At 44.0% G+C, this 12,586-nt stretch carries 15 protein-coding genes; 8 read left to right on the forward strand and 7 right to left on the reverse strand.

Features of this window, described 5'->3' with window-relative positions; genetic code table 11:
* Positions 1-100: 100 nt before the first annotated feature.
* The 3 genes from FVR03_RS05675 to FVR03_RS05685 form a co-directional block, all read right to left on the reverse strand.
* On the reverse strand, positions 101-301 hold the full coding sequence (locus tag FVR03_RS05675; RefSeq protein ID WP_147920768.1) for a hypothetical protein: 201 nt from the start codon (positions 299-301) through the stop codon (positions 101-103).
* A 144-nt stretch (positions 302-445) separates the two neighbouring features.
* On the reverse strand, positions 446-982 hold the full coding sequence (locus FVR03_RS05680; RefSeq protein ID WP_147920769.1) for a GNAT family N-acetyltransferase: 537 nt from the start codon (positions 980-982) through the stop codon (positions 446-448).
* Positions 983-1,171: 189 nt separating this feature from the next.
* Positions 1,172-2,242 (reverse strand): CNNM domain-containing protein, encoded by a 1,071-nt coding sequence (locus FVR03_RS05685; RefSeq protein WP_147920770.1) that lies wholly within the window; start codon positions 2,240-2,242, stop codon positions 1,172-1,174.
* Positions 2,243-2,641: 399 nt separating this feature from the next.
* Here FVR03_RS05685 and FVR03_RS05690 point away from each other — a divergent pair, with 399 nt between their 5' ends.
* Positions 2,642-3,487, forward strand: a complete 846-nt coding sequence (locus FVR03_RS05690; protein ID WP_147920771.1) for a hydroxymethylglutaryl-CoA lyase — start codon at positions 2,642-2,644, stop codon at positions 3,485-3,487.
* A gap of 2 nt (positions 3,488-3,489) precedes the next feature.
* The gene (locus FVR03_RS05695; protein ID WP_147920772.1) at positions 3,490-4,233 is read left to right on the forward strand and encodes a (Fe-S)-binding protein; all 744 of its coding nucleotides are present in this window, start codon (positions 3,490-3,492) and stop codon (positions 4,231-4,233) included.
* A gap of 71 nt (positions 4,234-4,304) precedes the next feature.
* On the opposite strand, the gene FVR03_RS05700 is transcribed toward FVR03_RS05695, so the two are convergent.
* The 3 genes from FVR03_RS05700 to FVR03_RS05710 all read right to left on the reverse strand — a co-directional run bounded on the left by FVR03_RS05700 (position 4,305) and on the right by FVR03_RS05710 (position 6,561).
* Positions 4,305-5,039: a hypothetical protein gene (locus FVR03_RS05700; RefSeq protein ID WP_147920773.1), complete on the reverse strand. Its 735-nt coding sequence runs from the start codon at positions 5,037-5,039 to the stop codon at positions 4,305-4,307.
* Positions 5,040-5,050: 11 nt separating this feature from the next.
* On the reverse strand, positions 5,051-5,698 hold the full coding sequence (locus FVR03_RS05705) for an outer membrane beta-barrel protein (RefSeq protein ID WP_147920774.1): 648 nt from the start codon (positions 5,696-5,698) through the stop codon (positions 5,051-5,053).
* Between the two features lie 356 nt (positions 5,699-6,054).
* Entirely contained in the window at positions 6,055-6,561 is a 507-nt protein-coding gene (locus FVR03_RS05710; RefSeq protein WP_147920775.1) for a hypothetical protein, read from the reverse strand.
* A 269-nt stretch (positions 6,562-6,830) separates the two neighbouring features.
* Between FVR03_RS05710 and FVR03_RS05715 the strand changes: the two genes are divergently transcribed.
* From FVR03_RS05715 to FVR03_RS05730, 4 genes are all read left to right on the forward strand, one after another.
* A complete protein-coding gene (locus FVR03_RS05715; RefSeq protein WP_255474081.1) occupies positions 6,831-7,622 on the forward strand; it encodes a transporter in 792 nt (263 codons plus the stop codon).
* Between the two features lie 116 nt (positions 7,623-7,738).
* Positions 7,739-8,611 (forward strand): TIGR02587 family membrane protein, encoded by an 873-nt coding sequence (locus FVR03_RS05720; protein ID WP_147920776.1) that lies wholly within the window; start codon positions 7,739-7,741, stop codon positions 8,609-8,611.
* 7 nt (positions 8,612-8,618) lie between these two features.
* Entirely contained in the window at positions 8,619-9,026 is a 408-nt protein-coding gene (locus FVR03_RS05725; protein WP_147920777.1) for a hypothetical protein, read from the forward strand.
* Positions 9,027-9,089: 63 nt separating this feature from the next.
* A complete protein-coding gene (locus tag FVR03_RS05730) occupies positions 9,090-9,983 on the forward strand; it encodes a cyanophycinase (protein ID WP_147920778.1) in 894 nt (297 codons plus the stop codon).
* A gap of 264 nt (positions 9,984-10,247) precedes the next feature.
* On the opposite strand, the gene FVR03_RS05735 is transcribed toward FVR03_RS05730, so the two are convergent.
* Entirely contained in the window at positions 10,248-10,790 is a 543-nt protein-coding gene (locus FVR03_RS05735; RefSeq protein WP_147920779.1) for an NUDIX domain-containing protein, read from the reverse strand.
* A gap of 453 nt (positions 10,791-11,243) precedes the next feature.
* On the opposite strand from FVR03_RS05735, the gene FVR03_RS05740 reads away from it, so the two are divergent.
* Positions 11,244-11,519, forward strand: coding sequence for a hypothetical protein (locus FVR03_RS05740; protein ID WP_255474082.1), 276 nt, complete (start codon positions 11,244-11,246; stop codon positions 11,517-11,519).
* Positions 11,520-12,023: 504 nt separating this feature from the next.
* Entirely contained in the window at positions 12,024-12,563 is a 540-nt protein-coding gene (locus FVR03_RS05745; RefSeq protein ID WP_255474083.1) for an OmpA family protein, read from the forward strand.
* Positions 12,564-12,586: the final 23 nt, after the last annotated feature.

The following is a 12,586-nucleotide window of genomic DNA, read 5'->3' on the forward strand; positions in this document are numbered from 1 at the left end:
TAATCTGCTGGTGCAGCTCAAAAAGAGTCATCGGGGACTGGAAATCCTCGAACGGGTTTTGGTTTTGCCTCGAAAATTGCTGGGCCATGTGCTTGGGTACTTAAACTGCGTAAAGTAAGTGAAGTTGCTGCAGTAACGCATCTGCCTCTACTTTCTCTTTTACAAAGTTATGATTTTGTAGGCTGCAGGCAAGCGGAAATGCACCCGCAAACGGAAGGTTTTGACTATTATTTATAAATAAATTAATATTTTTAAATATACCAGAAAGTAAATTTTGTTGAGTCTCAGCAAGTTCAGTCAAAGCAGGTAGGCAGCTCCTGTAGAGGCTGGGAAAGAGAGGTTGTGGCGCGCACCTGCTTTTCTGTCGCAGCAGCGGGTAAGATTTTAAATTATGCTAATAAAAATGCCCTTCCAAAGCTATTTGATACTAAAAAGGGTCAAGGGTTCAGGTGTAGAATTGTTCGTAAACAAAGCTCTTTATAAGGCTGGCCTTTGCTATAAGATCTGCTTTTGAAGATGGGGGAGAAGTACTCATCAGGTAAAGGGGCACTTGCTGTCCACTGCGGGAGTAAGCTGGCTGCAGGTAGTCGAAGGTTGGATAGAGGGTGAAACCGAGCCGCTCGTAAAACACGATGCGTTTGCGGGCCGTGTCTGTAACCGGGCGCTCTACCTCCAGGAACAGCGGCTTTCCGGATGCCTTTCGCTGTAGCCACTTCACTATTTTTGTGCCAAGGCCAAGACCCCGCTGCTCCGGCACTACAGCCAGATGCTCCACAAAAAGGAACCCGGGCAATTCCCAGAATATACAAAAACCAGCTAACTGTTGTTGCTCCAATGCTGCATGCAGGTGCATGTCTGGCTCCTCGAGCAGCGCCAGCAGTTGCTCAAATTCGCGACGTTCTGCTACAGGAAAAGCAGCTTCGTATAGCTCGCGGAGCTGAGGCATATATACTGAAGTCTTGTTGCGGATGCTTTCAAACATGATACGGCACTTTGCAAATCCAAAATTCGAAATGTAGAAAAAGGCACTTCATTGGCCCTCAACGCATCTTTTTCTACAATTGATTGGTTACTGGTTGCTAATTTATAACAGTTAGCCTTACCAAGGCTTTCAGAGGCGACGTAATGCCAGTTGAAAAAATTGCCGGAGCTGCGGTTACCAGGGCAGTGTTTACTCTGGTTGCTCTTCCGGGTCATCGTTTCGGATGCCGAGCCTAACTGACCGTTTTTTCCAGTTTTCGCGGGCCCAGGTCTGCAGGTCGGCTACATCGTCCATTTCATCAATTATCTCCATGCCGAGCAGGGTTTCAATAATGTCTTCCATGGTTATCAGGCCGGCTGTGCCACCGTATTCATCCACCACCAGGGCCACGTGCTCCTTCTGCTCCATCAGGCGGTTAAACAGCGTCGGTATTGGCATGTAAGCAGGCACCATCTGAATTTCGCGTTTAATGCTTTTTAAGGGCATGTTCCCTTTGTTCTGGATGAGCTTGTAGAGCACCTCATCTTTTAACACGAAGCCTTTTACGTGGTCCAGGCTTTCGGTGTAAACTGGTATGCGGGAGTAGCGGAGGCTGGTGGTTTGCTTAAAAAACTCATTCAGGGTCATGTCTTCGGGGGCACCTTTTATAACAGTGCGTGGCGTCATAATATGCCGAACCAGGATGTTGTTGAACCGGAGTATGTTTTGGATAATCTGCGATTCGCCTTCTTTAAAAATACCTTCTTTCATCCCGATTTCGGCCATTGCCGTAAAATCTGCCCGGCTCAATATACTGCGGCCTTTGTCTTTTTTGAGGCGCTTGGTTATAAACTGAGAAAATAATATAATGGGGTAGAGCGGCGAGTAAATCATTATTTTAAGAGCGGGCACGGTAAAGGGTGTCAGCTGCTTCCAGTAATTTGCTCCGAGTGTCTTAGGTATGATCTCCGAGAAAATCAGGATGATGATGGTTAGCACCCCCGAAACAACAGATAAATACTTATCGCCCCAGATGGCCTGTGCCTGGGCACCCACTCCGGCAGCTCCTAAGGTGTGGGCAAAGGTGTTAAGCGTTAGGATGGCGGCAAGTGGTTTATCAACGTTATCCTTAAAATCTATCAGGCTTTTACCCAGAGCCGGGTTGTTTTTAGCCGTAATGCTCACATGCGAGGGTGTAATGCTCAGTAGTACCGCTTCAAGAATTGAACACAAGAAAGAGAAAAACAGCGCAACCAACAGATAGGTGATTAATAATCCCATTGAAATAAATTTATCTTTAAATGAATTCTACGTAAAATGTCAGAACAGATAACTACAATATAAACAATGTTTGCGCAAGGTTACTGATTGCCCTCACCTGTATTTCTTTAAATTCGGAATTTTGTAACAGTAGGAACAGGAAAATAAGGCTATAATAAAAATGCCGCTTTATCCTTAGCTGGAAAAGAGAGGATGTAATGTGATATACCAAAAATCATGTTGTATTCTAAACGGCAAAGCTATAGATATTAATTTTCAAATTATTCGAATGAAAAAGGCCTCCAGAAGATAAATGTGAAAATTTAGCGAAGGCTTGATGATTCTTTTTTTTGCTGACCGTGTGCTGAAAGCCATACCAAACTGATATATAAAAACCTTAATTAAAGTAGAAGCCAACCAATGAAACTTATAGAATGCCCCCGAGATGCCATGCAAGGGCTGGTGCAGTTTGTGCCAACCGAAACTAAGGTAGCTTACCTGCAGGCCCTGCTGAAAGTTGGCTTCCATACCATCGATTTTGGCAGCTTCGTTTCGCCAAAGGCTATTCCACAGTTGCGCGACACGGCGCAGGTGCTGGCGCAGTTAGATCTGGCGAATTCTGTCTCTAAACTGCTTGCCATTGTTGCTAATATGCGTGGTGCTACCGAAGCGGCTGCTTACCATGAAATAAGCTACATTGGGTTTCCGCTTTCGGTATCAGAAACGTTTCAGCGGCGCAACACGAACAAAAGCATAGCCGAGGCAATGCAGGAGGTGGCCCGGATGCAGGAGCTGTGCCACCAGAAAAGCAAGGTGTTGGTCGTGTACCTCTCCATGGGCTTCGGAAACCCGTATAACGACCCCTGGAGTGCCGCTACGGTCAGGAGTTTTGTGGAGCAGTTACAGCAGCTGGGGGTGCAGATCGTTTCGCTTTCTGATACCATTGGTGTCGCTGATCCTGGTGTTATTACCGAACTTTTCAGTTACTTGATTCCGGCTTTCCCTGATCTGGAGTTTGGGGCACACCTGCATACGGCTCCAGCAACATGGCAAGATAAAGTAGATGCCGCCTACCGGGCCGGTTGCCAGCGTTTTGACGGGGCTTTACGGGGTTTCGGGGGTTGCCCCATGGCCAAAGATGAACTGGTAGGCAATATGCCCACCGAAAATTTAGTAGCCTACTTTGAGAATATTGGTTTAAATTTGGGCCTGAACAAGCAGGCGCTCGAAGAGGCTTTGGCCCGCTCCGGCACCGTTTTCTTATAATTATGGCAAGAAGAAGAGTAGTTGTTGATATATTTATTCCCTGCTTTGTAGACCAGCTTTACCCCGAAACCGGCATGAACATGGTAAAGGTACTGGAGAGCCTGGGCTGCGATGTGCACTATAATCCGGCACAAACCTGTTGTGGCCAACCTGCCTTTAACGCTGGTTTTTTTGATGAGGCCCGGGAGGTAGCCAACAAATTTCTGGATGATTTTTCAAGCGATATCTCCGAGTATATTGTAGCTCCTTCAGCCTCTTGTGTAGGAATGGTGCGCAATGCCTACCAGGATATTTTCGTTAAATCGTCGAAGCTGGTGAAGTACCGCGCGATGCAGAAAAAGGTGTACGAATTTACCGAATTCCTGACAGATGTGATGGGTGTTACCTCTTTCCCGGATGCCTCGCTGCTGGGGCGCGCCACCTACCACGACTCCTGCAGTGCCTTGCGTGAGTGCGGCATAAAGGCTGGCCCAAGGGCGCTGCTGCAAAGTGTGCGGGGGCTTGAGTTGGTAGAGATGGAAGACAACGAAACCTGCTGCGGCTTTGGTGGTACTTTCGCCGTTAAATTTGAATCCATTTCGGTAGCGATGGCGGAGCAGAAAGTAGAGAATGCCCTGGCCACCGGAGCCGACTATATTCTCTCGACAGACACCAGCTGCCTGATGCACCTGGAAGCCTACATTCAGAAACAGAAGAAGACAATTAAAACCATGCACATAGCCGATGTACTGGCCAGTGGCTGGTAGGGGAGAAGTGCTATAAATGAAAAAGGCCCGGTGCGAGTTGTAGCATCGGGCCTTTTTGTTTATGTAAGTTTCTAGTTGCCGCCGAAGTAATAGCTGAGGCCTAGGTTAATGTACTGGGGAGAAAAACTGAAACCACCGGAATTTTCCTTTCTCTTCCAAGCATAAACTTCACCTTCATATGTCGTTCTATTTTCTTTTGTGCTGCTTCTGCTGTAGTAAATAGAACCTAAGCCAGCAGTAATTCCAAATTTACCTGTTACAAAGTACATAATCCCAGCGCCTAAACTAATTGAAAGACTATTACTATTGGGACCATCGGATGAATTATTAATTTCTTCTCCTTGAGATTTTGTATACTCCAAAGTATTTCTGGCGTAAGAAAATCTATAATTAAAAGCAGAAGTAGCAGTCAAAGCGAAGCGCTCAGTTAAAAAGAAATATTTACGCACAAACGGTCCAACTGCGAATTGATTTGTAATACTCTTGCCAAAGCTTTTGTAATTATAATTATCAGAAGAATCCTCCTGATAATTATAAGCGGTAATAGAACGGTTTTGTGAAATAGAGCCTAAGATACCTACTTCTAAATTATTTAAAACAAAATATCCTATACCTGGACTAATTTGGAGTTCCCTAGAAATATAATTGTAGATGCTTGAAGAAGTTTCAGCCTCATCTGTTTCTCTAAAATTGTTAGTCTTATAATAGCCACTTCCCGTTAAACTATATGTGCCGGCTGAAGTTTGTGCTGAGGCTACTATTGTGCTTAATAGCAATAACACAATAATTGGAATAAGTCTTTTCATACCTTTACAATTTATCGTCCGATAAAATAATTAATTCCAAGAGTAAAACTGCTAAAGCTTATATCGGCAATAAAATTTTGCTGTACCAAACTCTTTACCCCTTCCCTTCTTTTGGACATATAGCGCATGTAGCCTAAGTTCCCAATAGTGGCTGTAATTCCTATTTTTTCAGTGGCAAAATAAGTTATTCCTGGAAATATAGAGATCCCTAGATCGGTAGATTTGTATTTTGTTGGATTACGAATAGAATCATTGTCTGTCCAGGAGGTATTGAAGCCTGCAGAGGCTGTGACGGTGCCGTGCGCCATCAACTTGTCTGACAGAACAACGTATTTTCGAATATAGGGAGCAAATCCAATGAACCTACTGCGGTATATATTGTCAACGCCGCTATAAGCTTCGTGACTTTTCGAGAAATAGATTTGCGGACTTAATCCTACTTCGAGTCTGTCCTGAATAAAATAACCAAAAGACGGACGAAATGATACTGAAGATGATTTTCGCCTAAAACCGTCAGGATAATCCTTGTCTTCGATTTCATTTGAGGATAAGCTTCCTCCGATTCTCCCAGTAATCACCATATTCCCCTGTTCTGTTTGAGCATAGGCCATAGTAGTCCCGGTTGCTGCCAGCAGCAGCAGTAGCCATAATTTTTTCATATTCCATGTTTTTTGGTGTGCTGAGATGATTACAAGAATAATGCCCGTTTAAATTAAATTTATCCTGCATCAGCTTTGAAAAATATAACTATAAATGTTGCTTTCCTTAGTTAGATATTTATAATTTATTATTTCTCATATAGTTATAATTTTTAATTAAATCATGAATAGCTTGTATTTTATGCTAAAACATTAAATATTAAAGATTTTTAATTAATTAAAATAATTGTGATATTTTGTTTAGGTAATAAATTGATGCTACTCTTAAGAAGTGACGGTAAATACGTAGATTTAACCGAACAAAAACGGGTTTTACTAACAACCGTTATTTTTTCTCATTATCCATTCACCAAATTTTAGGGGGCCCGTATAGGTAGGTACAGTGTCGCAGACGCACACGCTGCAGGAGCTAACTTTTGGTTGGTTGAGTTCAGCTCCAGGCGTGATTCGAAGGTGTTGGTTAAAGGCTGATAGCCGGTCTGTGATAACTGAATTTTGTTGAACTCATGAGAATGCTGCCTTTTGTTGGGTGCTTTAGGTAGCAGTATCATGTGCAGATAAGGGAGCTGGCGCTTGAGAAAAAGCTTGCAGATGCCGAAAGCCAGCTCCCTCATCTTTCCCTTTTTCTCCTTATTTTTTGTTTCGGATTTATCTTCCAGCAGCCCATCAAGAGTTTCTGATTCCAAGGTTAAACCCTTGAACATATTTCCACCTTTTCCCTTCTGAAGGCTTTTTTGATTAGAATAATTCGGTTGAGCCTTATTCTTCTTCTCATCTGCATTTCCATACTCTTGCCTTTCAGAACCCGGCAATAACTGCGACAAAACTTTTCCGAAATCAACAGTTGGTTTATGCAATTCCAACTGAAGAAGATAAACTTTAATCCTCTGCCTTGCTTCTTGTGTTCTATCTCTAAAGGGTTTGCAAGTTTAAATTCAGGAAAGTTTTTACCTGCCTCATAACAGGTGAATGGTTTATTCTTTAAAGCCACAGAACTATAACTTTTGTTGAGAAAACGAAGTGATATAAGGCTGGAAAGAGGTGATAGTTTAGCAGGTTAAAAAGTAAAGAGCCAGCGGAGTGCCGCTTTTCGTTAATGCACGTATAAGCGATGCAGTCAACGTACATAAACATGCAAATTTCTACCTCGATCTCTATATTTTATAAAATTACACTGATTATTGGTTTTTTAGGCCTGGCTTTACAGGCGATGGCACAGGATGAGTTACCGGAAATGAAAACTGACAGGCCAGATCAGACCGAGTCGTCTTCTATAGTGCCACGCAGAACAGTACAACTCGAAACGGGGTTTTTCTTTCAGAAAGATACGCAGGGCGATACAGAGCTAAAATCGCATGCCTACCCAACGGCGCTGCTTAGGGTGGGGGTGCTGAAAAATGTGGAGCTTTTGTTTTTGGCTGCTTACCGCGATTCGGTTATTCAGAAAAACGACCGCCGAAAACTGCAGGGCATGGGTCCGTTGAGTGTGGGCGCCAAAGTAAAATTATGGAACGAGAGTGGCTGGCGACCAGAAGCGGCACTTCTTTTTCGGGTGCTGTTGCCAACGGGTAACCGCCAGTTCAGGCCTGCTAACCCGGAGCCTCATATGCGCTTAAACCTTTCGCACCAACTTACCGATAAAATGGAACTGGCCTACAACCTGGTGCATGGCTGGGCCGATGGCTACTCAGTGCCGGGATATACCGCCTCGCTCAGCTATGAGGTGCATGATAAAATAAGTGTTTTTGGCGAGGTTTTCGGTAGTAAAGAGGAAGGAGAAAAGGCAGGACACCAGGCCGATGCCGGGATCCTCTTTCTGGTGCTGCCCAACCTGCAGCTCGATGTGGCAGTCGGCACCCGATTAAATGCTGCTGCTCCTGATTATTTTGTTACATCGGGTATTTCGGTAAGGCTGCCTCATTAAATAGGAAGCAAATACGCCAGAAATTAGCACAGTATGCAAAAAAACAATCTGTTTTATAATGTAGGTACTTGTTTCGTGGTGGTTTTTATTCTTGGCAGTTTGTTCAATAAGTAAATATGGTACAGAAAAAAAGGCCTATTCATAAGTCGGTTCGGGAATACGGGCAAGGAATTATTGGTGGCCTTTTGTTTAGTTTTCCGATGCTGTTTACCATGGAAGTGTGGTGGGCAGGCTTCTCGGCAACACCCCTGCAGTTACTGCTGCTTATAGTAACTACTTACATGCTTTTGCTGGGCTACAACCGCTATGCCGGTATGCGTGCCGAAACCTCCTGGCGCAGTATTTTAATCGACTCCGTGGAGGAAATGGGTATAGGCCTGGTGCTGTCTTTTGTCGTTTTATTTTTGCTGAACCGAATAAGGCTGGAGGGCATGACCATAGATGAAATGCTGGGCAAAACAATTCTGGAGGCAATGGCCGTCTCTATAGGCGTTTCGATTGGTACGGCGCAACTGGGAGTTAACTCAGAGAACGACAAAGACAATGGCAAAAAGCCGGAAGAACTAACAGCCGAACCAAGGCAGGCCAGCTGGTGGTCTGACAAAAGCAGCCTGCTGGCACTTAGTTTTTGCGGAGCCATTATAGTAGGCGGCAACATAGCTCCTACCGAAGAAGTTATTTTACTGGCTATTGAGTCGGAGCCGTACCATATTCTGCTCCTGTCTATTTTATCGGTGGTGTTAAGTCTTATAGCTATTTATTATAGTGTTTTAAACGGACCAGAAAAGCATAATCATAAGTCAAAACTGTTTAATGTGGCTTTCGATACCTGCCTGAGCTACCTGGTGGCGCTGGTGGCATCGGCTATGTGCCTGTGGTTTTTTGGCAGGTTTCAGAATGTTAGTTTTTATGTGGCGGTTTCGCAGTGCATCGTGCTGGGAGTAATTGCTACGTTGGGTGCATCGGCAGGCCGTTTATTAATAAAGTAACTACTATATGCAAAGGAATATTCGCGAAGGGGACGACGATAAAAATGTGCTGGAGTGGCTGGTATTCGGGTGTAGCCTTTTGCTTATTTGTGCCGTATTCATGTACCTGGGCTACCAGGCTTACACAGCAGAAAAAGATCCAAAGCCTGAACTGGAGGTGCATTACCGCCTCGACCCGTCGGCTCTGGAGCCATACCGGTACCATATAAAAGTCGAAAACAGGGGCAAAGAAACGGCCGAGGAAGTTACTATTCAGGTATGGACCGAAAAGGATGGACAGGAGCTGGAGTCGGCGGATCTGCAGTTACCTTTTGCCCCGAAAGAATCGTCGAGAGAGGGCTGGATAATTTTTAAGGATAACCCTGCACTGGCAGATACTATTGTAGCACGGGTTAAAAGTTATAAAAAGCCCTAAGGAAGTGGAGTAATTTAAATCGAATTAATATTATTCTGTTTATAACTTATACTACTGAGAAGGATGACGAAGCGAAAACAGGTAAAAACGTATAATTCACAAAAAGAGGCTCCCATACCAAAAGGCCGGTTGCTGGCTATGGGAGGCGCAGAAGATAAAGGACATGCTGAACTTAAAGAGGAGCAAAACAAGAACATTGACTTTATAAGCGAAGAAATACTTAAACGCTTTGTAGCCGAACTTCGCGGAGATAATCCCTTGGTGGCGATAGTGCCAACGGCTTCTACCGTGCCCGATGAAATAGCCAAAGATTACCAGGCAGTTTTTACAGAGCTTGGAGTTAAAAACCTGGAAATTATAGACATCAGGGCAAGGAAAGATGCCTACAACGAGACCTATTGCGAAATTCTGGAGCAGGCTGCCGGCATTATGTTTACTGGAGGCGACCAGTTGCGATTGACCTCCATACTGGGAGGAACGCCTGCTTTAGAGCTTATGAAAGAGCGCTACACTTTTCAAGATATAATAATTGCAGGTACCAGTGCCGGAGCCACAGCCATGTCAACACCCATGATATATGAGGGCGAAACGCATGGCGGCTATATTAAAGGCGATGTGCGTATTACAACAGGGCTGGAGTTTATGAAAAATGTAGCCATAGATACTCATTTTATTGCCAGAGGTCGCATTGTGCGTATGTCGCAGGCAATCTCCACAAATCCGGGCTGTATTGGCATTGGGCTGGAAGAAGATACTGCCATTCTGGTAACGGAAGGTAAAGAGGTGGAAGTACTTGGTAGTGGATTAGTAACGGTTGTAGATGGTATGGGTATTAGCTACACGAATATCTACGAAATCAAAACTGGCGAACCTTTCACTGTCCGGGACATGCGTGTGCACCTGCTTTCGCGGGGAGAGCGCTACACGCTGCCAATATACGACCAACTGCATATTTAATACCAGGTAGCTGCTGTAACCGAAGATTCATTTTAACTGGTAGCCCTTGACCTGATTTCTGCTGAAAACCTTCCGGAGGCTGTTTTCATTCAAATAATCGGAACGGGGTTAACCTAACAGAACATATTCCAAAATCAGCTTTATTTTAGATAAGTAAGGCTGCTTATTTATTTGCTTTTAGCTTTTACTCCTAATTTGTAACTTTGAAATTCTAATTTTTAATTGGATAAGCAATAGCATCAGCCACAACTAACCCGCATGCGCTTAGAGTTTGGTTTCAGGCTTCTTCAGGAAAACCTGCTCCTGTGCTGCCAGCCATTGCACGGCAATAATGGTTTTGGCGTCAGCCCATTTCTGAAGCAGCAGGTCCTCCATAGGTAGTTCCAGTACCTTAAGGTGCTCGTGCTCTTCATCAAGCCCACCACCTTCCGATTTCTTTTTGCTTACTTCTGCATAAAACAAAAATACCTTTTCGGTGCAGGCTCCCGGCGAGGTGTAAAAATCCCAGATATGCTTTACATGATCTACTGCATAGCCTGTTTCTTCTTCAATTTCTTTCCGGATGGTTTTTTCCGGATCGTGGTCCTCTACCACGCCAGCCACTACTTCGAGCAACTCCATGCCGGCACTATACCGAAACTGCTTCACAAACAGGTAAGCGTCTTTGTCGGTGTTGTACACAATGGCAGCGGCAGCATGGCCACTTTCAAATTGTTCCCGCTCAAAGGTTTCCCCATCTTGTTCTATAATCAGTTTCCTGAATGTATAAAAGCCTTCGTAAATGGTTTTTCTATCTTTAATTTTCATAGCATAGAAATAGTTTGAATTACCATTCTGAAAAATACGATGCTGGCCTTGCCAAGGGTTAGCCATAACTGGTAATTATTTGAATGAAATAGGCCTTCAGAAGAAAATGAGCCCTCAAAGCCTCAAGGGTAAAAAGGAACAAGCCTGCCTGCCCTACACCACTTCCTTTACTAATCGAACTATTTTTATTTTTTATACGAATTAGAACCAATAGAATTATTGATAGCGACACAACTCATCGGAAATCAATAGTGGATTTTTCCATTTTAGCAGTATAAGGATAATCTTGTGGCCTGCGTCTTGTGTTCTTTAACAGGTAACAGTGCAATTTGTAATTCCGATAGGTTAAGAGAGAGTCTATAGCGGCACTCCCGGATTTAAAGGCTTCTGAAGTCCGGCTTTAACTCAACCCATTTTATGTTGCACAGCACAATGTTGTAACTACATACTACTATGATAAAACCTTCTTTCGTCTCGAAACTACAAGGGAGCTACTGGGCCATAACCGGCATATGGCCACTGGTGCATATGCCAAGTTTTATATGGGTATCTGGTCCAAAAACAGACTTATGGTTAGTGCGCACCGTGGGGCTGCTATTAACGGTTATCGGTTTCACATTGCTGGCGGCAGGCCTACACAGGCGCGTTACGCCTGAAATTATCTGGTTAGGTGTGGGTGGGGCAGCCAGCATGGCATTTATAGACTTTTTTATGCCCTTAACGATGTGATTTGGAATGTATACATGCTCGATGGTCTGGCAGAGCTGGCGTTAATTGTGCTGTGGCTGCTAGCCATAAAATACAAATCTTCTTAGGCTAGAAAAAGCACGGTCAGGCAGGCAGGTAATACTTGGAATTATAACGAAATTGCCTGTTGTATCTCTGTTGGTCTGCTTATTTACTAAATCTTTACATTAGATTTATTCAAAAACGGAAGAAGTTAGTAAAACTATATTTTTAGAATTATTGTAAGCTGGGTTTTGTGCAACAGGTAGTTAGGCCTGGCTAAAATAGCTGCTACTCTTTTATAGATTGGTAAGTATTACTATTTTAATAATTTCTGAACAAGAACAGAAATAGGGCGTACAAGTATTACTTTTCAAACATCCTTATCATCTCTAAACAAAATAAAACTACACTATGGCAGATTTAGATGTACAACCAAAAAAGAACAAACCAGGGTGGCTTTGGATTCTTTTAGTAGCACTTGCAATTGCAATTCTATTTTTCTTGATGAGAGGCTGTAACGACGACGATCGGGTTGAGACAACAGATCCGGCCACGACCGATACCACAGCCGCCGCTACGACCCGCGACCGCGACTGGAATACCGTTAATTTTAACGCGCCACGCGCCACTTACTCCGAAATTTCTGACAGAGACATAGAAGTGCGCGGAAACGAAGATTACGCAATTTACAGCTTAGACGAAACCATACTTTTTGATGTGGATCAGAGTAACTTACGAAGCGGAGCAGAAGCTAAATTAAAGCAGATAACCGCTTCTGTTGGGCAACGTTTCAGCGGTGGCGATATACGAGTTTATGGTCACACCGATACGCAGGGCAGTGCCGGTTATAACAAAGAGCTGGCGGAGCAACGAGCCGAATCTGTTAAAAGCTGGCTTACTCAGAACACCGACATCGACGATGATAAAATTTCAGTTCATCCGGTTGGGGAGTCGCAGCCAGTGGCCTCTAACGAAACAGCAGAAGGACGGCAGCAAAACCGCCGGGTAGAAATTGTAGCCCGACGTGGCGCCAATAATGAATAACTTGTTAGATTTTAGAAACAAGA

It is taken from the genome of Pontibacter qinzhouensis, from assembly GCF_008017455.1.
GTDB classification, from domain to species: domain Bacteria; phylum Bacteroidota; class Bacteroidia; order Cytophagales; family Hymenobacteraceae; genus Pontibacter; species Pontibacter qinzhouensis.